Source organism: Brucella anthropi ATCC 49188, assembly GCF_000017405.1.
Taxonomy (GTDB): Bacteria; Pseudomonadota; Alphaproteobacteria; order Rhizobiales; family Rhizobiaceae; genus Brucella; species Brucella anthropi.
This window is the reverse complement of sequence record NC_009667.1, coordinates 1,053,690-1,075,712: the sequence shown is the minus strand read 5'-3', so window position 1 is coordinate 1,075,712 and position 22,023 is coordinate 1,053,690. Positions and strand designations below refer to the sequence as shown.

The following is a 22,023-nucleotide window of genomic DNA, read 5'->3' as shown; positions in this document are numbered from 1 at the left end:
GGCGTAGAAACTCCACAGCCAAAAAGCTGCCGGTTTCACGCTATCGAGCCATGGAGGAAGTACGCCCTAAAAACTTCCCACAAATCGACTGCTCCTGAGTTAGGTACCTCTATGGGTCACCGAAACTCCGCGGTTGCATTAATGCATAACCATTCCGAAAAGCTCTGCTCTTCGAGATTATGCTTGAAAGTCGTGTACTTCCGCACAAGCCATCCCCAAAGAACCTTCGGGGAGCATGACCAAAAATCGTCATGGAGCATTTCCGCCACCGCCCATCAGCGGGCAAAACCATTCTGGCTGTATACGGTGGCCGGAAACTAAACGGCTTCGCCGCAAATTCCAAGTGTTTTTTAGCGGTTCGCCGCATCAAAATTACGTATTTGATTTGTACGCGAAAAGCATGGCCCTTCTGTGGCCGCCAAGGTCACTCGCATGTCCTGCGAGGGAAAAACCTGCGCTTTCGAACAGCGCTTCAACATCCTGGAATTGTCCGGCGCCGATCTCTACGGCAACCATTCCTTGTTTATATAGGTGATCTGCTGCCTTCTGTGCAAGGGCTCTGTAGAAATTCAGTCCATCAGACCCGCCGTCGAGCGCAGCCAATGGGTCATGCTCGCGCACTTCGCGCGACAGTCCCGCAATGTCTTCATGCGGAATATAGGGCGGGTTTGAGACGATAAGATGAAACCGCCCGCTCACATTTTCAAACCAGTCGCTTTTGAGCGCTGCGAACCGGTCACCCACACCATTGGCGACAGCATTGATTCGCGCCATTGCAAGCGCCCCCTCCGCCATGTCGAGACCAATGCCGTGTGTGCGCTCGAAGCGATGCAGAAGCGAGATGATGATCGCGCCCGTTCCCGTCCCCATATCGAGGAGTTCAAGCGTGTTTTTCTGCACCGCAAGCGCTTCCAGCGCCGGAATGACCAGCTCCACCAGCACTTCCGTATCGGGACGCGGTTCAAGCGTAGCAGCGGAGAGCCGGAAAGGCAGGCCGAAGAACTCGCGAACACCCATGATCCGGTGAACCGGCTCACCCTTTTCACGGCGGTCCAGCGCATCGGAAAGCGTCTCGATTACCGCAGAATCAACCAATTGCTCAGGTGCGGATATCAGATCGAGCCGCGTCTTGCCGGTTGCCCATTCGACCAGAAGCCGTGCATCGAGGTCTGGCGTATCCAGTTCTGCCGCACGAAGCCTCGTCCGTGCATCAGCCATCAGGCGGTCGAGACGCATTTCGCTCACCCTTAGAGCGCATCCCGAAAAGTGTGAAACGATTTTCGGAAAAGATGCGCGGTTCAAAACAAATATCTAGAGCGCCGATCTGGCCAATCTGCTCGAATCAGATCGAAACGCGCTCTAATGCCCCAGTTCCGTCAGAAGTGCGGTCTGGTGATCGGAAATCAGCGCATCGACCAGTTCGTCCAGATCACCTTCCATAACCCGGTCGAGCTTGTAGAGCGTCAGGTTGATGCGATGATCGGTGACGCGTCCCTGCGGGAAATTATAAGTGCGGATACGCTCGGAGCGATCGCCCGAACCGACCTGGCTGCGACGTGATTCAGAACGTTCGGTGTCTGCCTTCTGGCGTTCCATGTCGTAAAGGCGTGCACGGAGAATCTGCATCGCGCGTGCGCGGTTCTGGTGCTGGGATTTTTCAGCCTGAACGACCATGATACCGGTCGGGATGTGCGTAATGCGAACCGCCGAATCGGTCGTGTTCACGTGCTGGCCACCGGCGCCCGATGCCCGCATCGTATCGATGCGGATATCCTCATTACGGATCTCAATGTCGATATCCTCGGCTTCAGGCAAAACCGCGACGGTTGCCGCCGATGTATGGATGCGTCCGCCGGCTTCCGTTTCAGGCACACGCTGCACGCGGTGCACGCCCGATTCGAACTTGAGCTTGGAGAACACACCCTTGCCGGAAACGGTGGCGATGATTTCCTTGTAACCACCGGCATCGCCTTCGCTGGCCGAGACCAGCTCGACCCGCCAGCCTTTTTCGGCAGCATAGCGCTCATACATGCGGAACAGGTCACCGGCGAACAGTGCCGCCTCCAGACCGCCCGTACCCGCACGAATTTCGAGAATGGCATTCTTCTCGTCGGCAGCGTCCTTCGGCAGCAGCAGAATCTGGACTTCCTGCTCCAGTCCCTCAATCCGCTTTTCCACGCCCGGCAGCTCTTCCAGCGCCAGTGCACGCATCTCTGCATCTGTGGAGGCATCGTCACGCATGGCCGCCAGATCGACAGCTTCCTTGCGGGAGTCGGTCAGTTCGCGAATCTTGCCAACCACCTCCTGCAGCTCGGAATATTCCGATGCGAGCTTCACATAGGTTTCCGAATCCGGATTGTTGGCCATCTGGCTTTCGATCATTGAGAACCGCTTCAAAAGCTGGTCCATCCGGTCCTGCGGCAATGCGATCATGTCATGTCCTAAAAATTATCAGCGGCGTGCAAGAATGCAAAACGAGACGCCGCACAATCCTGCACCGCGGCCGTTCAGTCAGTTAGAGCATTTCCTATTTTTTTGAACCGTTGGAAATGCTCCAACTATTTGTTTTGTCGCATTATCCGACGCAAAACCGCTTCGCACTTTTGCTGGAAATGCTCTAGATCTGCTTCGCTATAACGGAATATCGTTGTCTTCCGCAAATCTCATCAGCATTTCGCGCAGCGAATGCGCACTGTTCGGCTTATCCAGCTCTTCCGCCAGCAAGGCCGTAAGCTTGCTTGCGTCCAGCGCATCAAGCATGGCCTTGACCGGGCCGATTGCCGCCGCCGACATGGAGATCGACCGAAAACCGATGCCTACCAGCGCCATGGCTGGAAGCGGCCTGCTGGCCATTTCACCGCACAGGGTAACCGATTTACCGTGGCGATTGCCGGTTTCCACGATGAAGCGCAACGCCCGCAGGAATGCAGGCGAAAGCTGATCGAAGCGACCCGACATCAGCGAGTTGCCGCGATCCGTCGCCATCAGGAACTGGAACAGATCGTTGGACCCGACGGAGATGAAATCGACAAGCGACATCAGCTCCTCAAGCTGCCACAGCAGCGACGGTACCTCGATCATCGCTCCCAGTTTCAACCCCATGGGCAACTGATGAGCGAACCGCGACAAATGACGGACTTCACGATCAATGATCTCGCGCGCGGCCTTCACTTCACTGACTTCCGTGATCATCGGCAGCAGGATTTTCAACTCGCGTCCGCCCGCCGCTTTCAGAAGCGCCCGTAGCTGGGTGCGCAACAGCCCCGGACGGTCGAGCGTCAGGCGGATCGCGCGCCAGCCGAGCGCCGGATTTTCTTCCTGCACGGTCGAACTGAAGTAAGGGAGAACCTTGTCTCCACCGATATCAAGCGTCCGGAAAGTCACCGGCTTGTCGCCTGCCGCCTCGATGACCGAGCGATAAAGACGTTCCTGCTGCTCGGCACGCGGGAATGTCGAAGCCACCATAAACTGAAGTTCGGTGCGAAACAGACCGATCCCCGCCGCACCCGAAGCCGACAATTGCGGCAGATCGACGAGAAGCCCGGCATTCATCAGAAGCGAGATATCGACGCCGTCCTTCGTGACGGATGGCTTGTCCCGCAATTCCCGATAATGGGCCTGACGCCGCGCCCGGAACCGAACCTTTTCGGCATAAGCCGTTTCCAGATCGGACTGCGGGCGCAGATGCATGATGCCTTCATCGCCGTCAACGATTGCCGCATCGTTGTTTTCGGCCATGGATACAATGCCCTTGGCCTGGCCGACCACCGGAATGCCCATTGCACGGGCGACGATCACGACGTGGCTCGTGGCGGCGCCGTCCTCCAGAACAACACCGCGCAAGCGCTCGCGCGGATAATCCAGAAGTTCGGCAGCCCCCATGGAACGCGCGACGATGATGGCATCCTTGACCAGCGATTCGGCGATGGTCTTGATGTCGCGTCCCATGAGCTGGCGCAGCAAACGGTTCGCGAGATCGTCAAAATCCGACAGGCGCTCGCGCATATAGGGGTCGGTCAGATGCACCATGCGCGCACGCGTGTCGCTCTGCACCTTTTCGACTGCCGCCTCGGCAGTCAGACCGTTGTGAATGGCTTCTTCCAGACGACGCACCCAGCCGCGATCATGCGCAAACATGCGATAGGCTTCGAGCACTTCGCGATGCTCGCCCTCCACCGCCACATCGCGGCGCGAAAGCATGTCGTCGATGGATATGCGCAGGCTGCCAAGCGCTTCATCCAGCCGGTTCAGCTCGGCCTGGCTATCCTCGTTGAAAAGATTGGTGACGACGATGCGCGGCTCATGCAGCACCACATGGCCAAGGCCGATACCGTCGTTGAAAGCCTGTCCTGTCACACTCATCGGGCGACCGAGATCAAGCTCTATGCCCGGACGGGCCAGACGCAGACCGTCGCCGGTCGCGATGATTTCGGCAAGGACCATAGCGGTGGTTTCAAGTGCTTCGACCTCGTCTTCCCGATATGCCCGCTTGGTCTTGTTCTGGACGACAAGAACGCCCAAAGTGCGGCCAGCGCGTAGAACGGGAACGCCGAGGAAGGAATTATAGGCTTCTTCGCCCGTTTCCGGCAGATAGGCAAAAGCTGGATGGCTTTGCGCATCGGTCAGATTGAGGGGACGGGCGCTTGCGGCAATCGTGCCGACCAGCCCCTGACCGAGACGAAGCTGGGCAAGGTGGACTGCCTGCGGATTGAGACCTTCGGTAGCGTAAAGCTCAAGGACGCCGTCAGCGCGCAATATATAGAAGGAGCAGACTTCCGCGACCATATTCTGGGCGATTTCACGAACGATCCGGTCGAGGCGCGCCTGCGGTTCCAGCGGCTCTGCCATCAATTCGCGCAACCGCTTTAGCAGTACGCGGGGACCGGTTGTCAGCTCACGCATGATCGTCGGGGGCTCCTTCAAAATTGCTGACGTGCGTTCCGCCAGCCGATTCCCAATACCCGCCCGCGAAGCGTTACGCCAATCCCTTTGTGAGCATTTTTGACACCCGCGTCCAGAACAAATAGTCGCTGCTCGCAAAATGTTGCAGGGCCGCGCACCCTTTCGGCTGCGCGGCCCTGCATACAACTATGTTTGAAAATAGAATCTGAGCTGGCTGCTTACTTGTCGAGGCCATAGACCGCGTGCAGTGTGCGCACGGCCAGTTCCGCATAAGGGCCGTCAATCAGGATCGAAATCTTGATTTCAGACGTTGTGATGGCGCGGATATTGATGCCCTTTTCGGCCAGTGCCTTGAAGGCAGTGGCGGCAACGCCTGCATGGCTGCGCATACCGATGCCGATCACCGAAATCTTGGCAAGGCCGGTTTCTGATTGGATATTGTCAAAGCCGATCTCGCCCTTGACCTTGTCCAGCACCTTCAGCGCCTTGTCGACATCGCCGGTCGGAATGGTGAAGGTCATGTCGGTCTTGGAGCCGTCTTCCGACACGTTCTGCACGATCATGTCGACATTGATGTGCTCTTCGGCGAGTGGCCCGAAAATGGCTGCCGAAACGCCCGGCCGGTCGGCCACGCGCCGCAGCGAAATCTGAGCTTCATCCTTCGCAAAGGCGATACCTGTGACGACCTGCTGTTCCACGATTTCATCCTCGTCGCAAATAAGGGTTCCGGGCGGGTTGATCGGATCACCCATGCCCGGCGCATCTGGGTCCGTAAAGCTCGAGCGCACGAAAGTGCGCACCTTGTGCACCATGGCGAGTTCGACCGAACGCACCTGCAGAACCTTGGCACCAAGCGATGCCATTTCCAGCATTTCCTCGAAGGAAATCTTCGAAAGACGCTTCGCCTTCGGCTCTACGCGGGGGTCGGTGGTGTAGACGCCATCGACATCTGTATAGATATCGCAGCGATCCGCCTTCACACCGGCAGCAATGGCGACAGCAGACGTATCAGAACCGCCACGCCCAAGCGTCGCCACACGGTTGTCAGGGCCGATGCCCTGGAACCCGGCAACGACGGCAACCTGACCCATTTCCATGCGGCGGATGATTTCCGAACCGTCGATGTCCTGAATACGGGCAGCGCCATGGGCGTTGTCGGTCTTGATCGGAATCTGCCAGCCCTGCCACGAACGCGCATCAACGCCTATGGATTGAAGCGCAATCGCCAGAAGGCCGCTCGTCACCTGCTCGCCGGAAGCGACGATGGTGTCATACTCGCGGGCATCATAGAAAGGCGAGCTTGCGCCGCATACTTTCGGCATGTTCTGCACCCAGCCGACCAGCTCGTTGGTCTTGCCGGACATGGCCGAAACGACAACAGCAACCTGATTGCCTGCCTCGACCTCGCGTTTGACGTGGCGCGCCACATTATAGATGCGTTCCAGATCGGCTACCGAAGTGCCGCCGAATTTCATCACGATGCGCGCCATTTAAGGTTACGTCCCGCTGTTTAGAAAAATTACACTCACACCTGCCCAAACATTATATTGTTGCGACAGGCAAACCCGGGGTCACATAGCTAAAATGCCGCGCTTCCGCAAGGCCGCGATTCGTATCGGGCCGCTTGAGAGCGAAATTGATTTGTTCCTTGACTTTGGAGTACTACCTTGAGAGCAGAACTGTACGCTTCCGCCGCTGGAGAATGAAATGACCGAGACCGCCCGCACCACCATCGACGCTTCGGAAATCGAGCATTTTTCGCGCATTGCCGCGGAATGGTGGAATCCGCAGGGCAAGTTCCGTCCCTTGCATAAATTCAATCCGACGCGGCTTGCCTATATCAAGGAAAAGATCTGCGCCAAATTCAACCGTGATCCCAATGCGCCGCGCCCCTTCGACGGTCTGCGCCTGCTCGATATCGGCTGCGGCGGCGGGCTTCTCTGCGAGCCGATGGCGCGCCTTGGCGCAACAGTGATCGGAGCGGATGCCTCCACGACCAATATCGAAGTGGCGAAAATCCATGCCGCACAAAGCGGTCTCGATATCGACTACCGCGCCACGACAGCGGAAGCGCTGGCCGAAGCCGGTGAAAAATTCGATGTCGTGCTCAACATGGAAGTGGTCGAACACGTTGCCGATGTGGACCTGTTCATGTCCGCGACCAGCGAAATGGTGAAGCCCGGTGGACTGATGTTCGTCGCCACGATCAACCGCACGCTGAAGGCTTACGGTCTGGCGATCATCGGCGCGGAATATGTCCTGCGCTGGCTGCCGCGCGGCACGCATCAATATGAAAAGCTGGTTCGCCCGGAAGAACTGGAAGCTGCACTTGCGAAAGGCGGCCTGCGCCTCATCGACAAGCTTGGTGTGACCTATAATCCGCTGGCCGACAGCTGGAGCCGCTCCCGCGACACCGATGTGAACTATATGGTGCTTGCCGAACGCCCCGCCTGATCTCAACCTCTTTGCGCGCGCGTTGTCATGGCAACGCCTGCGCAAATGACCAGCGCACCGACCCAAGTCAGCGGCGGATAATGTTCGCCGAGAAAAAGTGTTCCCGAAATAAGCCCCAGTGCGGCTGCGACATAGCCGATCTGGCTAAGATAGACCGGCCCGCCAACCGCCTGTAGCCGGAAGAACAGGGCAAACATGCCCGCCGATGCAATCGACTGGGCCAAAGCAGCCCATGGGGCGAATGCAAGTGTCTCGATCGAAAACTGGCCGGTGAATATGAGTATCCCCGCAGAAAGCATCAGCGCCGATGCGAGATGGCTTCCGGCAGCAAGCTCGATCGGATCGGAGTTCTTCGGCCAGTCGAGCGTGCGATAGACATTGCCGATGGCGAGAAACACCGGAATGAGCAATGCCGCGGCGATCCACAATGGATCAGCAGGTTTTCCCACTTCGCCGCGCGTCATTGCCACCATCACTGCACCGATAAACCCGGCAGCGATACCGCCGATCCCAAGTGCATTGGGACGCCGCAACCCGAACCCCATCGACAGAACAAGCGTGATGACCGGCGACAGCGTGTACATGATGCCGGTAAACCCCGCGCCAAGGCGCGGAATGGCGGAAAGAATGAGGAGATTGGGCACGGCATAGGAGATAAGCGCGGTACAGATATAGTAACGCAGTCTTCCGCCTGAAAAGCCGATCTTCTTTCCCTGCAGAAGAAGAACGGCGAACAGAATGATTCCGGCACTCGCCGAGAACAAAAAGGTCCAGATGGCAGGCGGAATACCAGCCTGCGCAGCGATCTTGCCGAGTGGCAGGATGAGGCCCAGCAAGGTGCCGGTTGCGATCAGCAAAAAAGGCGCAGAATCCGTCAGTTTCATGCGCCTTGTCTCCTGTACGGCAATCAGTTCTTGTCTTCTGGAAATACCGGCAACGGCAGAACGTCGACACCGTCTTCGAGCAGCGAATGCACATCCTCGCGCGACGCTTCGCCGTAGATACCACGTGTTTCGGTCTCGCCGAAATGGATCTTCCGGGCTTCCTCGACAAATTTGTCGCCGACATAATCCGCATTCTCGCGAACCTTGCGGCTCAGTTCCCGCATTTCGTCCAATATCTGCTTTTGCGTATCGCCCAGCGCCATGGCAATCTTTTCCTTGCCACGGCTTGTCGAGACCGCCGGCGCCATCAGCGACTTCTGAACGACTTGCGAATTGCACACGGGGCAAGCGACAAGCTGCATTTCCGACTGACGGTCGAAATCAGCATTGTCGCGAAACCAGCCCTCGAATTCATGGCCCTGATCGCAATGAAGCGAAAAGCGGATCATGGAATTTACGCGTCCTCTTTCTGCTTCGCGGAAAAAGTCCGGACATCGAACTCCCGCGCATTCTTCAGGTTCGGTATCTTGCCGCGTGCAGCAGCGCTTTCCGCCACGTCGATATCAGCCAGGATGACGCCCGGCTCGTCGTGATCGGCTTCGGCGAGAATCTTGCCCCATGGTGAGACGATGATCGAATGACCGTAGGTTTCGCGGCCGTCCTCATGCAGACCGCCCTGTGCGGCAGAGATCAGGAATGCACCATTTTCGATAGCACGCGCACGCTGCAAGATGTGCCAGTGGGCCTCTCCTGTCTGTCTCGTGAAGGCGGCCGGACCGGTAATCACATTGGCACCGGCGAGAGCCTGAGCGCGGAACAATTGCGGAAAGCGGATGTCGTAACAGACAGCCATGCCGAACTTTGCGAAAGGCAGGTCGACAACGACAGTTTCCTTGCCCGGAATACAGGCATCCGATTCGCGCCAGCTCTCACCATTGTCGAGATCGACATCGAACATATGGATTTTATCGTAGGTCGAGACCTTCTCGCCCGACGGTGCAAAGATCGCGCCGCGATTATAGGATCTTCCGTCATCGCCCTTGATCAGGGTCGAGCCTATATGAAGGAAGATACCATGTTTCGAGGCGAGCTTCGCCGCAGCAGCCATGACAGGATCGTTGGCCTCATCGCGCAATGACTGTGCGAGCAATGGCCGGTCACGCTGCATGATCCCGGTCACTTCCGGCGTCTGCACATATTGCGCACCTTTGACCGCCGCTTCCGCGACCAGTTTTTCCATGGCTTCAATATTGCGGGCCACGTCTGTGCCAGACCGCATCTGGACGGCTGCTGCGCGGAACATGCTCATCGACCTCTCCCTGTCCGATCGAATTCTAAACCAGTTCGCCAGTCTTGAGCAGGCCATCCAGCTTGCCCTGATCTTCCAGCTCTAAAAGATCATCACATCCGCCGACATGAACGGAGCCGACGAATATCTGCGGGAAGGTGTTACGGCCCGAACGTTGCTGCATTTCGGCGCGCAGTTCCGGCGATGCGCCTGCATCGATTTCATTATACGCAACGCCCTTGCGGGTCAGAAGATCCTTGGCCCGGGTGCAATAAGGGCAACCGACACGCGTGTAGATCGTTACATCAACCATCATAAACTCCAATCGTTTTGGCCACTATATAAGCGGCAAAGACGTTATCTGGAAGCCCCGACGCTTTTCACGAGCCTGTGTAGCCAGTTATCCGGCTCAATCCGGTAGAACGCGGCTGAACGTCAGCACATCCACGCTTTTCGCGCCGCCGCGCAGCAATGCCCGCGTTACCGCCTTGACCGTAGCGCCGGTCGTATAGACGTCATCGATGAGCAGAACCCGTCGCCCGCGCACATGAATCTCGTGTTCCTGCGGCACGCGGAACGCACCGTCCACATTGCGCTTTCGCTCCTTGATACCAAGGCCGATCTGCTGTTCGGTCCGACGCACACGCTTCACACCTTGCGGCGCAAAGGGTTTCGATTCCAGTTTCGCCAGGGCGCGGGCAAGTTCCGCCGACTGGTTGAAACGCCGCTGCCAGAACCGCCAGCGATGCAGAGGCACCGGAAGAATGACCTCGCATTCATCCAGCAATTCGCGACCCGCGCGTTGCATCCAGCGCGCCATCCACGGGGCCAGATCGGTCCGGTCGTGAAACTTGAGCGAAACCGCCATGCGCTGCGCTGCGCCCCGATGCAGGACGGCGGACCGGAGACGCCGGAAAGGTGGTGGATCGGCAATCGCCTCCGCACTCGTGAAGTTGTCGCCGAAATCATGGCTGAAAGGAATGCCCAGCACGGGGCAATAAGGCCTTTCTATAAAGCGTAGCTCCGGCCAGCATTTCGGACACAGTGTCCCCGGTTCGGATACATGCGCCCGGCAGCCGATACATGTCGGCGGAAACAACATGTCCGCAGAGGAGCGAAAAGCCCTGCCGGCAAACCGCCGCAGCCCTTCGCCCGCGCTGCGCAAAAAGGTTTGATGCGTTCTATCGTCATCCGCCATTGCATTCGCCCCCATTCGAATGCATCTATCCCCGCAACGATTGTACTGAACCTTGCTCGAAAGAGAAGACGGATTCCATGCCTGCGCCGACCGATGATAGCGCGATTTTCGATCGCGATCTCCTGCTCTCGTTTCGCCGTCGCGCCTTTGCGCGCGCCGAACCCGGCGCGGATTTCCTGTTGCAGCGCATTGCCGACGATCTCGCTGATCGTCTCGACGCTGTGGAGCGGCGTTTTCCCGTCGCCGTCGATCTCGCTGGCCATACCGGCGTAGCTGCAGCAGCCATCGCGCAGTCTGGCAAAGCCGACCTGATTGTCCGCATCGAACGCGACAGTGATTTTCTGCGAGGTCCTTTCCCGGCTATTGTCGGTGACGAGGAAATGCTGCCGCTGAAAGCTGGCAGCACCGATCTGATCGTGTCGCTAATGGCTCTTCACGCGACCAATGATACACCGGGTACGATGGTGCAGATCGCCCGCGCCCTGAAGCCGGACGGACTTTTTCTGGCGGCCCTTAGCGGCAGCGGAACACTCGGTGAATTGCGCGAAAGTCTTCTTCAGGCGGAAATCGAACTGACAGGCGGCGCCTCGCCGCGCATTTTCCCGTTCCCGGACGTGCGCGATGTGGGCGGCCTTCTGCAACGTGCAGGTTTCGCCCTGCCCGTAACCGACGTCGACAACATCACGGTGCGCTACGATTCGCTGTTCAACCTGATGGCCGATCTGCGCGCCATGGGCATGCAGAACATCCTGCGCGACCGTTCCCGCAAGCCGGTTTCGAAACGCCTGTTCCTGCGAGCCGCTGAAATCTATGCCGAGCGGTTCTCCGATCCGGATGGACGCATCCGCGCCACTTTCTCGATCATCTGGCTATCAGGCTGGGCGCCGCATGAATCGCAGCAAAAACCATTGAAACCGGGCTCTGCAAAAGCATCGCTGGCAGAAGCGCTAAAAAAGGCTGCGAAAGACAGCTAACAGTCGCCGTGGTGGCTGCCGTTTGTCTCGATGATGCAGACGGAATTGGGGCTCGGCTGAAGCACGCTCTTGCGCACTGTATACGTCTGGCCTGTTGCATGCGGCTGGGCGCTGGCATCGCGCTTGATCGAGCCGGTCATGGTGCGGTCTATCCCGACCGGGAGTACTGACTGGGCTGCAACCTTGTTTGCCTGATCGTTGAGAACCGGCACAATGATGAGAGCCAGAGCGACAACGGCAGAGCCGAACAACAGCACAACGCGCAGGATTCCGCGACCAGCCTTCGTTAGCGGCTTGGCCGTATATTCGTTGTGATCAGCGCTAAAATAATTGTTGTCGAAACTCATGCTTCAAGACTCCGGGGCAGCTCCCAAACGAGAATGCCTCAACGGAGTGAATCATAGATTAACCAGCCAGTGGAATCGTAAGAAATTGCCAACCTTTTTCCACGGTTGTGGACAGGGGCCGGTCTACAGCAGATCAAGCAGAAACGGGATCAGCGGTTCGTCGGCTGGCGGCATCGGATAGTCGCGCATATCCTTCGGACGAACCCATTTCAGCGCCTGCCCTTCGAGCCCCCGCGCGATACCTTCATAACGGCGGCAGACATAGAGCGGCATCAGCAGGTGGAAGTCATCATAGGTGTGGCTCGCAAAAGTCAGCGGTGCAAGGCAGGCCGCTTTCGTCGTGATGCCGACTTCTTCCTGCATTTCGCGGATCAGCGTTTCTTCCGGCGTTTCGCCCGGTTCCACTTTGCCACCGGGAAACTCCCACAGCCCGGCCAGCTGCTTGCCTTCCGGGCGCTGCGTCAGCAGAACCCGGCCATCCGAATCCACCAGTGCGCAAGCAGCGACCAGAAGAATGCGGCGTCCCTTTACCTCGGTCATTTCTCGTTGCTCTCCCGATAGGCATAGCGATAGGCTTCCCGAAAGCCGAAGCTCTCGTAAAGAGCAAGTCCAGCAACGTTGTCCGCCTCGATCTGCAGCCATGCCGTCTTTGCACCGAGCTTTACGGCCCATTTGAGTGCAGAACCGACAATCGCATGTCCATGCCCCTTGCGCCTTGCGTCGCGCAGGGTTCCGACATCGAATAGACCCGCCATCACGCCATCCTGTACGCAAAGCAGGTTGGATACGGCGCGTCCGCCCTCCTCCAGCACGAACATGCCCTTGTTCGGGCGAACGCTATTTAGAAGTTCGGAAAATCCGGGCCGCATATCCTCCGGTCTTTCATGGATGGAAAGCGAGGCATCCACGAAGCGCCCAATATCCTTCAGGGGTATCTGGTCGATGGCGTCCGACAAATCGAGTTCCTCGAGATTCGCCGTCATCACGATGGTTTCGTCCCGGCGCTTCCAGCCAAGCCCTTCAAGATAATCCTCAAGCTCGCGCGGTGCGAGCGGCGAAAGCCTGAAACAGGGAACACGGCCATAGGCGCGAAAGCGCTGCGCCGCCAGTTCCACACGTGTTGGAATATCGCGCGTGTCGCCGGGATCGAGCGGATTGATCGAGTTGAGACGCCGGGATGGATGCGCTGCAGTCATGCGTATCGCCCATGTGCCGTCATAGTGAACCGACGTGGCAGGCCAGGCACGGAAGCCGACGGCTTCAAGCTGGCGAACGATGGCAAGACTTGGGGTGCTGGGCTTTTCCATTACTTCGATCAACTTCTGTAATCGCCATTGATGGCGACATATTCCTTTGTGAGGTCGCAGGTCCAGACAGTTGCCTTGCCCTTGCCTATCCCCAGATCGACGCGAATGCGAATATCCTCGCCCTGCATATAGGTGGACGTCGCTGCTTCCGAATAGGCCGGATCGCGCTCGCCTTGATGCGCAACACGAATATCGCCGAACCAGATCGCGAGCAGGTCACGATCGGCAGGTTCACCAGCCTTGCCTACGGCCATGACCACGCGGCCCCAATTGGCGTCTTCACCGGCAACAGCCGTCTTGACCAGCGGCGAATTGGCGATGGAAAGCGCGATCTTCTTGGCAGAGGCTGCGGATTTTGCGCCCGTCACTTCCACTTCCACCATTTTGCGTGCGCCCTCACCGTCGCGCACGACCTGCAGCGCCAGCGATTTCAGGAGGCGACCGAGCGCCTTCTTGAATTCGCCAAGGCGCTTGTCGGCAGGATCAGTGATTTCAGGTGCACCGCGCTCTGCCGCCGCACCAGTGGCGAACAGCATCAGCGTGTCCGATGTAGACGTGTCGCTGTCTACCGTCACAGCATTGAAGGTAGAGCCAACACCCTTGGAGAGCAGGCTCTGCAACACGTCAGCCTTGATCGGTGCATCGGTAACAACGAAGGAAAGCATCGTCGCCATATCCGGCGCGATCATGCCCGCGCCCTTGGCAATACCGTTGATCGTGACCGGCACCTGACCGAGCAGCACCGTTTCGGTCGCGACCTTCGGATAGGTATCGGTGGTCATGATCGCCTTGGCGGCTTCGGTCCAGAAATCCTCGACCGCATCCTTGTTCATGTCGCCGAGCAGATGCGCGAATTTGCTTGCATCGAGCGGTTCGCCGATCACGCCGGTTGAAGCCAGAAAGACATCTGTTGTGGCGCACCCGACCGCCTTGGCGGCAGCTTCAGCCGTTGCTTCGGTCGCTTCACGACCCTTGACGCCGGTAAAGGCATTGGCGTTGCCGGAATTGACGACGACCGCGCGGGCCTTTCCGTACACGAGATTGCGGCGGCAAAAATCGACCGGCGCCGATGGGCAGAGCGAACGTGTAAAGACCCCTGCGGCTTCAGCCGGTCGGTCGAACACCATCAACATCACATCCGTTCGCCCCTTATACTTGATCCCGGCAGCAGCGGTAGCGATGCGCACGCCATGGACGACCGGCATTGTGGGGTAGTGTTTGGGAGCGAGCGGAGAAACAGACGCGGACATATGTGCCTCGATGGATGCGGTTTCGTAGAAACCCGAAAATCGTGATGCCCAGCAAACGGCGTTACGCGAATTTCGGATTCAAAATATGACGCGCGCATTGGAAAGGTTTGCGGTTTAAAATCAAGCGAGAAACGCAAGATCGGAATAAAAAACGCCCCGGCAAGCCGGGGCGTTGATATTTGAAGCCAGTTTTTACTGCTGTGGAGCAGCTTCTTCCGGCGCGTCATCCTTGTCCGCGCCTTCCTGGGCTGCGGCGGCATCCTTCATGGCTTTCTCGACAGCCGGATCCTTGTAGTCGATCTTCATACCGTCACGCAGCTTCTTGACGGTTTCCACATAACGCTCGCGCATGATGATCGAACGGATCTGGTCCTTGACCTGATCGAATGCCGGTGGCTGCTTGGTGCGACGATCTTCGAGCTGGATCACATGGAAGCCGAACTGGGTCTGGACCGGCTCCTTGGTGTATTCACCCGGCTTGAGCGCAAAGGCGGCCTTTTCGAACTCCGGCACCATCTGGCCTTCGGCGAAATAGCCGAGATCGCCACCATTGGCTGCCGTACCGTCGGTTGAGCTCTCCTTGGCGAGGTCCTCGAACTTGGCTCCGCCTTCAAGCTTCTTGATGATGGCTTCGGCTTCTTCCTTGGTCTTCACGAGGATGTGACGAGCGCGCACTTCCACCTGCGGCGGCATGGCTGCGATTTCCTTGTCGTAGCGCGCACGTACATCGTCATCGCTGATCTTGTCGACAACAGCATCCTTGAAATATTCGTTATGGAGCGCGCGTTCGCGCAGGAATTCCATGCGATTCTTGAATTCCTGGGACTGATCGAGCTTTTCCTTTTCCGCTTCACCAGCCATCGCCTTGATGTCGATCAGGGCAGCAAGCGCAGCCAGACGGCGCTGTTCGGCAGGAAGGCGCGAGAACTGCGGATCGAGATCGCCTGCAGCCTGATCGACTTCACCGACCGTGATGTCGTTGCCGTTGACGGTCGCCAGAACCTTGGACGGATCTTCCTTTTCTGCAGGGGCTGCAGCCGGTGCAGCAGCAGGCTTTCCAGCATCCTGTGCGAATGCGGCGCCTGAGTAGCTTGCCAGCGCCACCGAGGCCGCCAGAGACATGCCGACGACAGCGAGAGCCTTGCGATAAGGGGCTTTCAGAATGGCTTTCATATGGAATTCTCTCCTTCGTGGCCGCTTACCGGCCCGATGAATGCGGCGGAATTTGGCCCGGATCTCCCCAATATTGCAACAAAGGAAAGGTTTTCCAGCCCATGATGTAGCGAATCCGAAATTCGCATCACTTTGGAACAGTGTTGCTAACGAATTTCGGATTCAAAGCCACACAGCAATATATAGAATCGAGTGCGGTTTACAGATTTGAAGTTCATGAACGCAGATGCCATGCAAATGACAGGAACTTCAAATCCACCACACTGGAGCAACGTTGACATCGCCCGAAGCCCCTCTTATCTGTCCTTCGGCTTTACGTCCAGTAAGGGGCGGGGGAATTGCGCCGGAAATGCGCCGTAACGGGCAGCTTTCGCAGCGCAGTTTTCTTGCAATTGTTTCAATACGCGTGAATAAAGCATTCGACATTGCCGGAAGCGCTTCCGGCTGAACGGACAGGAAAGGACCAGTGATGGTCAGCTTTGGCGGTTTCGCCCGCAAGATATTCGGTTCATCCAATGACCGCCGCGTTAAAACCCTGCGCCAGCGGGCAAATCAAATTACTGCTATCGAGAAGAATTACGAAAATCTTACCGATGAGCAATTGCAGGCCAAGACCGCCGAATTTCGTGCGGCGCTGGCTGGAGGCAAGACGCTCGACTCTCTTCTGCCCGACGCTTTCGCTACGGCACGTGAAGCTGCGAAGCGCGTACTCGGTATGCGCCCGTTCGACGTGCAGCTGATCGGCGGCATGGTTCTGCACGAACGCGGCATCGCGGAAATGCGCACCGGTGAAGGCAAGACGCTGATGGCGACCCTGCCGGTCTACCTCAATGCGCTTGAGGGCAAGGGCGTACACGTGGTGACGGTCAATGACTACCTCGCCACCCGCGACGCCGAAACCATGGGCAAGCTCTATAACTTCCTCGGCCTGACCGTCGGCGTTATCAAGCACGGCCTCGACGACGATGAGCGCCGCGCGGCCTATGCCTGCGACATCACCTATGGCACCAACAACGAGCTGGGCTTCGACTATCTGCGCGACAACATGAAATATGAGCGCGCCCAGATGGTGCAGCGCCCGCACAATTACGCCATCGTCGATGAAGTGGACTCGATCCTCATCGACGAAGCGCGCACGCCGCTCATCATTTCCGGCCCGCTGGAAGACCGTTCGGACTTCTACAACCTCATCGACACCTTCATTCCAGCCCTTGAGCCGGAAGATTTTGAAATCGACGAGAAACAGAAGACCGCGATCTTCACCGAAGTCGGCACCGAGAAGGTTGAGCAGCTTCTGGAAGCCGCAGGCCATCTCAAGGGGGAAAGCCTCTACGACATCGAGAATGTCGCGGTCGTGCACCACCTGAACAATGCGCTTCGCGCGCACAAGCTCTTCCAGCGCGACAAGGACTATATCGTCCGCAATGACGAAATCGTCATCATCGACGAATTCACCGGCCGCATGATGCCAGGCCGCCGTTATTCGGAAGGCCTTCACCAGGCGCTGGAAGCCAAGGAACATGTGACGATCCAGCCGGAAAACCAGACGCTGGCCTCGATCACCTTCCAGAACTACTTCCGCATGTACAACAAACTGTCGGGCATGACCGGTACGGCTGCGACGGAAGCGGAAGAATTCGGCAATATTTATGGCCTCGAAGTGCTCGAGATTCCGACCAATCTGCCGGTCCAGCGCATCGATGAAGACGACGAAGTCTATCGCTCCGTCGAGGAAAAATACCGCGCCATCGTGCGCGATATCCGCGCCTCGCACGAGAAGGGCCAGCCGATCCTGGTCGGCACGACCTCGATCGAAAAATCAGAACAGCTGGCCGAACGCCTTCGCAAGGAAGGTATCAAGGAATTCCAGGTTCTGAACGCTCGCTACCACGAGCAGGAAGCCTATATCATCGCACAGGCCGGTGTGCCCGGAACCGTCACCATCGCCACCAATATGGCTGGTCGTGGTACCGACATTCAGCTTGGCGGCAATCTGGAAATGCGCGTTCGTCAGGAACTTTCCGATATACCGGAAGGTCCCGAGCGCGATGCCAAGATCGCGGAAATCAAGGCTGACATTGCACAGCTGAAGGAAAAGGCTCTGGCCGCAGGCGGGCTTTACGTTCTCGCCACCGAGCGCCACGAAAGCCGCCGCATCGACAACCAGCTGCGCGGTCGTTCGGGCCGTCAGGGCGATCCGGGCCGTTCGAAGTTCTTCCTGTCATTGCAGGACGATCTGATGCGCATTTTCGGTTCCGACCGCATGGACAGCATGCTGCAGAAGCTCGGCCTCAAGGAAGACGAAGCCATCGTCCATCCGTGGATCAACAAGGCGCTTGAAAAGGCGCAGAAGAAGGTCGAAGCCCGCAACTTCGAAATCCGCAAGAACCTTCTGAAATACGACGATGTCATGAACGATCAGCGCAAGGTGATCTTCGAACAGCGTCTGGAAATGATGGACGAAGAGGACCTGACCGAGACTGTTGGCGAAATGCGCCATGAGGTCATCGAGGACATGGTCGCGCTGCGCATCCCCAAGGACGCCTATGCGGAAAAGTGGGATATTGCCGGCCTCAAGGAAGACATCATCTCCAAGCTCAATCTCGACCTGCCGGTCGAGGATTGGGCCAAGGAAGAAGGCATCGCGGAAGAAGAGTTCGAGAACCGCATCAAGGAAGCCGCGGACAAGGCTGCTGCCGAGAAGGCCGAACGCTTCGGCCCACAGATCATGACTTACGTTGAAAAGTCCGTGATCATGCAGTCGCTGGACAATCTCTGGCGTGAGCATCTGGTCAATCTCGACCATCTGCGTTCGGTCGTCGGTTTCCGCGGTTACGCCCAGCGCGATCCGCTGAACGAATACAAGACCGAAGCGTTCGAACTGTTCCAGTCGATGCTTGCCAACCTGCGCGAAGTCGTTATCTCGCAGCTGATGCGCGTCGAGATCGTTCGCGAAGCACCGCCGGAACCGGAACTGCCGCCGATGACCGGCCGTCATATCGACAGCACCACCGGCGAAAACGATTTCGACGAAGCGAGCTGGTCCGACCATCAGCATGACGAACGCAATGTGCCTGCTGCCGAACGCGATCCGGCCGACCCGCGCACATGGGGTAAGGTCAGCCGCAACGAGGCTTGCCCATGCGGCTCCGGCAAGAAGTACAAGCACTGCCACGGCGCTTTCGAGTGATGTGAGCCGAGCTCATCATCGCATCTATCGAACAAACCCCGGCAAGCCATTTGCCGGGGTTTGTGTTTTCTAGCACACGATGGACATCGATATGCACCGCGAGCAGTTGTATGACTTGCTTTATTTTAGATGCTTCAAATATAGATGTCGTTTAGAAAATACTCACCATTCCTTGAAGTCTTGCGACCTTCGGCAGATTAGACTTTTTCTTTTTCTCTTTATAAAGAACTCCTGTCTAAGGTTTTCATGCGCCTCATGACCAACAAAGCATAGGCGTGAAAGCCGGGTTATCCGGTGCTAAACAAGCAGGTCCCAAGAGGCTTGCAAAGACAGGGTTGGCAAACAGTGCGGTTTTCGGCAGCTGAAACGGCGAGCCGGTTTCTACCCGGCAGGATCGCAGCCACGCTTCGTCCCGTGACGGAGCGGCTGGATGCCGTGCTTACGGATAGCGGACCGCAGGCAAGCGCACAGCGCTCTTCCCTCGTCGCCTTTTCCGTGCGCGTTGCCAGCGCTGCTATTGCTCTCCTGTCTCAGGTTATTCTCGCCCGTTGGATGGGGGAATTCGAGTACGGCATCTTCGTCCTCGTCTGGCTGACCATGATAATTATCGGCGATCTGGCCTGTTTCGGACTGCACACCACGATTATCCGCTTCGTACCGGAATATATGCAGCGCCAAATGTTCGGCCTCGTGCGCGGGATCATCCGGACCGGACGCGTCTTCGCTTTTGCAGCCGCGACATTCATCGCGCTTCTGGGTGCGGGCCTGCTGCTCCTGCTCAAAGACCATGTCACAAGCTATTATCTCGTGCCGTTCATCCTCGGCTTCATCTGCCTGCCAATGATTACGCTCGGCAATATGCTGGATGGCATTGCGCGCTCGCGCACCTGGGTGATGATGGCGCTGACGCCAAGCTATATCGTCCGCCCACTTCTGGTTCTCCTGTTCATGATCATCGCACATGAAGCGGGATTACCTTCCAGTGCAACTATCGCGCTGGCAGTATCGATTGCCGCAACGTGGCTGACCACCGTCGGACAATTTCTGACCGTCGACCGCTCACTGGAAAAAGATATTCCCGCCGCAACGCGTGACCAGCGTCTTGGCGAATGGATGAAAGTTGCCCTGCCGATTTTTCTCGTGGAAGGCTTTTTCTTCCTGCTCATCAATGTCGATGTTCTGATGGTTGGCCACGCGCTCGACCCCGAGCATGTCGCGATCTATTTTGCGGCTACGAAGATCATGGCGCTCGCCCATTTCGTCTATTTCGCAGTAAAGGCCAGCGTCGCCCAGCGTTATTCGGACCTGCTGCACAGTGGCGATCGCGCCGAATTTGCAAGTTTTGCCGAGGCCTCCGTCCGCTGGACGTTCTGGCCGACGCTGTTTCTGGGCGCCGTCATTCTGCTGGCGGGCTATCCGCTTCTGCGGCTTTTCGGTCCGGCCTTCACAGCGGGCTATCCGCTTCTGTTCATCCTGATCATCGGGGTGATCGCACGTGCCAGCGTCGGCCCCGCAGAAAGCCTCCTCAACATGTCGGGAAAGCAGAATATCTGCGCGCTCCTTTATGCCGTGACACTTGCTGTCAACGTTATTCTCAATCTCGTTCTGATACCACGCTTCGGCCTGACAGGCGCCGCCATTTCGACAGCTATTGCCATGCTGATGGAAGCGGCACTTCTTTCGGCAGCCGTATCACGCACCTTGCACATAACTATGTTCATTCTCATTCCACGAGACCGTACCAAGACCTCGGAGGGGACTTTGTAATGGCCGCGAAACCTTTGCTTGAAGAATCGGCAGGCGGAAATGCAGCTCACATCGTTTCGGAACTCTCCGAGAGCGGTTTGGCGCATGAAGCTGTCAAAAAGCTGGAGGAAAGCCTTCACAGCCGCGATATACCGCGCAAACTCGCAATCTACGGCGCCGCAGCAGGCTTCGAACTGCGCGACGAGCTCGATCACTTGAGCAACCGGACCATCGAACCGAACGTGTTCTTCAATGCACGATTTCTGGCGCCAGCCATGCCGCGCCTAGAGGATCGCGAAGTTCGCTTCATGGTCATGCGCGACGAAAACGAAATCCGCAGCCGCCTGCGCTTCGTCATGCCCTATACGATCGAACGCCCTGGCTTGCCGCTTTCAACACCGGTAATCCGTGCATGGTCGACACCGTTCGGGCCGCAGGGCACGCCACTGATCGATCACGATGACCCTGTCGGCGTGCTGGAAGACCTGTTCGACATTCTGGCGCGCAGGCATCTCAAATTGCCTAATGTGCTTGTGCTGCCGGAAATGCGGGCTAACGGCCCGGCGGCAAAACTGATCCGTTCTGTGGCGGTGGGCCGCCAATTGCCTTTGGTCGCCATAGAGCAGAAGGAGCGTCCCTTTCTCGAGAGCGATCTGGACGGCGACGCCTATATCAAGCAAGCAATCGGTGCACACCATCGCCGGGATTACAATCGCCTGTGGCGCAGGCTGGCCGAAAAGGGCGAGCTTGCCTATCGCGTCGCCCGCACGCCCGACGATGTGCGTCACGCGTTCGAACATTTCCTGACGCTGGAAGCGAGTGGCTGGAAAGGCAAACGCGGCACCGCCATGGCAGTCGACCGGTTTCGCGCGGCTTTCGCCCGCGAGGCAGTCAACAATCTTGCTGAACGCGACTGCGTGCGCGTGCACACGCTTGAGCTCGACGGACGGGTTATCGCCATTTTGATCGTCTTTACGGTTTCAGGAGAAGCCTGGACCTGGAAAACAGCTTATGACGAAAGCCTGAACGCCTGGTCGCCCGGCGTACTTCTCATGATCGAAGTCGTGAAGAACCATCTGAACGATCCCAACATCAACCGCACCGATTCCTGCGCCGTCCCCGATCATCCGGTCATGATGCGGCTGTTCGACAAGCGTGAGACAATCGAAACGCTGGTGATTGGCCTCAACCCGTCCACGGATAAGCTCGTCCGTCAGGCTGCCTCGCAGATTCATCTTTATCAGCGAACTCGCAATCTGGCCCGCATCGTGCGCAATCGCATCCGCAGCTTCACCGAGAGGAAGTAGGGG

19 protein-coding genes are annotated in these 22,023 nt (G+C 57.7%); 5 read left to right on the top strand and 14 right to left on the bottom strand.

Going from position 1 to position 22,023, the window contains the following annotated elements; translation table 11 throughout:
* Positions 1-372 precede the first annotated feature (372 nt).
* From prmC to OANT_RS05330, 4 genes are all read right to left on the bottom strand, one after another.
* Positions 373-1,236 carry a peptide chain release factor N(5)-glutamine methyltransferase gene (gene prmC / locus OANT_RS05345; RefSeq protein WP_012091208.1) on the bottom strand — a complete coding sequence of 288 codons (864 nt, stop codon included), beginning with the start codon at positions 1,234-1,236 and terminating at the stop codon, positions 373-375.
* 123 nt (positions 1,237-1,359) lie between these two features.
* On the bottom strand, positions 1,360-2,433 hold the full coding sequence (prfA, locus tag OANT_RS05340; RefSeq protein WP_012091207.1) for a peptide chain release factor 1: 1,074 nt from the start codon (positions 2,431-2,433) through the stop codon (positions 1,360-1,362).
* A 198-nt stretch (positions 2,434-2,631) separates the two neighbouring features.
* Positions 2,632-4,902, bottom strand: a complete 2,271-nt coding sequence (ptsP, locus tag OANT_RS05335) for a phosphoenolpyruvate--protein phosphotransferase (protein WP_012091206.1) — start codon at positions 4,900-4,902, stop codon at positions 2,632-2,634.
* Between the two features lie 218 nt (positions 4,903-5,120).
* Positions 5,121-6,392 (bottom strand): aspartate kinase, encoded by a 1,272-nt coding sequence (locus OANT_RS05330; protein WP_010657494.1) that lies wholly within the window; start codon positions 6,390-6,392, stop codon positions 5,121-5,123.
* Positions 6,393-6,609: 217 nt separating this feature from the next.
* On the opposite strand from OANT_RS05330, the gene ubiG reads away from it, so the two are divergent.
* Positions 6,610-7,356, top strand: coding sequence for a bifunctional 2-polyprenyl-6-hydroxyphenol methylase/3-demethylubiquinol 3-O-methyltransferase UbiG (gene ubiG, locus OANT_RS05325; RefSeq protein ID WP_012091205.1), 747 nt, complete (start codon positions 6,610-6,612; stop codon positions 7,354-7,356).
* A 2-nt stretch (positions 7,357-7,358) separates the two neighbouring features.
* On the opposite strand, the gene OANT_RS05320 is transcribed toward ubiG, so the two are convergent.
* The 5 genes from OANT_RS05320 to OANT_RS05300 all read right to left on the bottom strand — a co-directional run bounded on the left by OANT_RS05320 (position 7,359) and on the right by OANT_RS05300 (position 10,726).
* A complete protein-coding gene (locus tag OANT_RS05320) occupies positions 7,359-8,240 on the bottom strand; it encodes a DMT family transporter (RefSeq protein WP_012091204.1) in 882 nt (293 codons plus the stop codon).
* 23 nt (positions 8,241-8,263) lie between these two features.
* Entirely contained in the window at positions 8,264-8,689 is a 426-nt protein-coding gene (locus OANT_RS05315) for a DUF1178 family protein (RefSeq protein WP_012091203.1), read from the bottom strand.
* A gap of 5 nt (positions 8,690-8,694) precedes the next feature.
* Positions 8,695-9,549: a carbon-nitrogen hydrolase family protein gene (locus OANT_RS05310; protein WP_012091202.1), complete on the bottom strand. Its 855-nt coding sequence runs from the start codon at positions 9,547-9,549 to the stop codon at positions 8,695-8,697.
* A 25-nt stretch (positions 9,550-9,574) separates the two neighbouring features.
* Entirely contained in the window at positions 9,575-9,841 is a 267-nt protein-coding gene (gene grxC, locus OANT_RS05305; protein ID WP_012091201.1) for a glutaredoxin 3, read from the bottom strand.
* Between the two features lie 96 nt (positions 9,842-9,937).
* On the bottom strand, positions 9,938-10,726 hold the full coding sequence (locus tag OANT_RS05300; protein WP_012091200.1) for a ComF family protein: 789 nt from the start codon (positions 10,724-10,726) through the stop codon (positions 9,938-9,940).
* A gap of 77 nt (positions 10,727-10,803) precedes the next feature.
* Between OANT_RS05300 and OANT_RS05295 the strand changes: the two genes are divergently transcribed.
* Complete coding sequence (locus OANT_RS05295) at positions 10,804-11,700, top strand: methyltransferase domain-containing protein (RefSeq protein ID WP_012091199.1); 897 nt, start codon at positions 10,804-10,806, stop codon at positions 11,698-11,700.
* Here the strand turns inward: OANT_RS05295 and OANT_RS05290 are convergent.
* The 5 genes from OANT_RS05290 to OANT_RS05270 form a co-directional block, all read right to left on the bottom strand.
* Positions 11,697-12,047, bottom strand: a complete 351-nt coding sequence (locus OANT_RS05290) for a hypothetical protein (RefSeq protein ID WP_010657502.1) — start codon at positions 12,045-12,047, stop codon at positions 11,697-11,699. The genes OANT_RS05295 and OANT_RS05290 overlap by 4 nt on opposite strands.
* 123 nt (positions 12,048-12,170) lie before the next feature.
* Positions 12,171-12,587: an 8-oxo-dGTP diphosphatase MutT gene (gene mutT / locus OANT_RS05285; RefSeq protein WP_012091198.1), complete on the bottom strand. Its 417-nt coding sequence runs from the start codon at positions 12,585-12,587 to the stop codon at positions 12,171-12,173.
* Positions 12,584-13,354, bottom strand: a complete 771-nt coding sequence (locus OANT_RS05280; RefSeq protein ID WP_010657504.1) for a GNAT family N-acetyltransferase — start codon at positions 13,352-13,354, stop codon at positions 12,584-12,586. Before OANT_RS05280 ends, mutT begins: the two co-directional genes overlap by 4 nt.
* A gap of 8 nt (positions 13,355-13,362) precedes the next feature.
* Positions 13,363-14,604 (bottom strand): bifunctional glutamate N-acetyltransferase/amino-acid acetyltransferase ArgJ, encoded by a 1,242-nt coding sequence (argJ, locus tag OANT_RS05275; RefSeq protein ID WP_012091197.1) that lies wholly within the window; start codon positions 14,602-14,604, stop codon positions 13,363-13,365.
* A gap of 192 nt (positions 14,605-14,796) precedes the next feature.
* Positions 14,797-15,777 (bottom strand): peptidylprolyl isomerase, encoded by a 981-nt coding sequence (locus tag OANT_RS05270; protein WP_012091196.1) that lies wholly within the window; start codon positions 15,775-15,777, stop codon positions 14,797-14,799.
* A gap of 469 nt (positions 15,778-16,246) precedes the next feature.
* On the opposite strand from OANT_RS05270, the gene secA reads away from it, so the two are divergent.
* The 3 genes from secA (at position 16,247) to bspF (ending at position 22,020) form a co-directional block, all read left to right on the top strand.
* On the top strand, positions 16,247-18,967 hold the full coding sequence (gene secA, locus OANT_RS05265; protein ID WP_012091195.1) for a preprotein translocase subunit SecA: 2,721 nt from the start codon (positions 16,247-16,249) through the stop codon (positions 18,965-18,967).
* Between the two features lie 345 nt (positions 18,968-19,312).
* Positions 19,313-20,734 carry a lipopolysaccharide biosynthesis protein gene (locus OANT_RS05260; protein ID WP_040129079.1) on the top strand — a complete coding sequence of 474 codons (1,422 nt, stop codon included), beginning with the start codon at positions 19,313-19,315 and terminating at the stop codon, positions 20,732-20,734.
* Positions 20,734-22,020 (top strand): type IV secretion system effector crotonyl transferase BspF, encoded by a 1,287-nt coding sequence (bspF, locus tag OANT_RS05255; RefSeq protein WP_012091193.1) that lies wholly within the window; start codon positions 20,734-20,736, stop codon positions 22,018-22,020. The genes OANT_RS05260 and bspF overlap by 1 nt, the downstream gene beginning before the upstream one ends.
* Positions 22,021-22,023 lie beyond the last annotated feature (3 nt).

What these genes read in the sequence shown, in the direction of transcription:
- OANT_RS05310 (WP_012091202.1), bottom strand. Translation starts at nt 9,549, where the DNA reads ATGAGCATGTTCCGCGCAGCAGCCGTCCAGATGCGGTCTGGCACAGAC.
- ptsP (WP_012091206.1), bottom strand. Translation starts at nt 4,902, where the DNA reads ATGCGTGAGCTGACAACCGGTCCCCGCGTACTGCTAAAGCGGTTGCGC.
- bspF (WP_012091193.1), top strand. Translation starts at nt 20,734, where the DNA reads ATGGCCGCGAAACCTTTGCTTGAAGAATCGGCAGGCGGAAATGCAGCT.
- OANT_RS05315 (WP_012091203.1), bottom strand. Translation starts at nt 8,689, where the DNA reads ATGATCCGCTTTTCGCTTCATTGCGATCAGGGCCATGAATTCGAGGGC.
- OANT_RS05290 (WP_010657502.1), bottom strand. Translation starts at nt 12,047, where the DNA reads ATGAGTTTCGACAACAATTATTTTAGCGCTGATCACAACGAATATACG.
- OANT_RS05295 (WP_012091199.1), top strand. Translation starts at nt 10,804, where the DNA reads ATGCCTGCGCCGACCGATGATAGCGCGATTTTCGATCGCGATCTCCTG.
- OANT_RS05330 (WP_010657494.1), bottom strand. Translation starts at nt 6,392, where the DNA reads ATGGCGCGCATCGTGATGAAATTCGGCGGCACTTCGGTAGCCGATCTG.
- OANT_RS05300 (WP_012091200.1), bottom strand. Translation starts at nt 10,726, where the DNA reads ATGGCGGATGACGATAGAACGCATCAAACCTTTTTGCGCAGCGCGGGC.
- ubiG (WP_012091205.1), top strand. Translation starts at nt 6,610, where the DNA reads ATGACCGAGACCGCCCGCACCACCATCGACGCTTCGGAAATCGAGCAT.
- grxC (WP_012091201.1), bottom strand. Translation starts at nt 9,841, where the DNA reads ATGGTTGATGTAACGATCTACACGCGTGTCGGTTGCCCTTATTGCACC.
- prfA (WP_012091207.1), bottom strand. Translation starts at nt 2,433, where the DNA reads ATGATCGCATTGCCGCAGGACCGGATGGACCAGCTTTTGAAGCGGTTC.
- OANT_RS05270 (WP_012091196.1), bottom strand. Translation starts at nt 15,777, where the DNA reads ATGAAAGCCATTCTGAAAGCCCCTTATCGCAAGGCTCTCGCTGTCGTC.
- mutT (WP_012091198.1), bottom strand. Translation starts at nt 12,587, where the DNA reads ATGACCGAGGTAAAGGGACGCCGCATTCTTCTGGTCGCTGCTTGCGCA.
- argJ (WP_012091197.1), bottom strand. Translation starts at nt 14,604, where the DNA reads ATGTCCGCGTCTGTTTCTCCGCTCGCTCCCAAACACTACCCCACAATG.
- secA (WP_012091195.1), top strand. Translation starts at nt 16,247, where the DNA reads ATGGTCAGCTTTGGCGGTTTCGCCCGCAAGATATTCGGTTCATCCAAT.
- prmC (WP_012091208.1), bottom strand. Translation starts at nt 1,236, where the DNA reads ATGCGTCTCGACCGCCTGATGGCTGATGCACGGACGAGGCTTCGTGCG.
- OANT_RS05320 (WP_012091204.1), bottom strand. Translation starts at nt 8,240, where the DNA reads ATGAAACTGACGGATTCTGCGCCTTTTTTGCTGATCGCAACCGGCACC.
- OANT_RS05280 (WP_010657504.1), bottom strand. Translation starts at nt 13,354, where the DNA reads ATGGAAAAGCCCAGCACCCCAAGTCTTGCCATCGTTCGCCAGCTTGAA.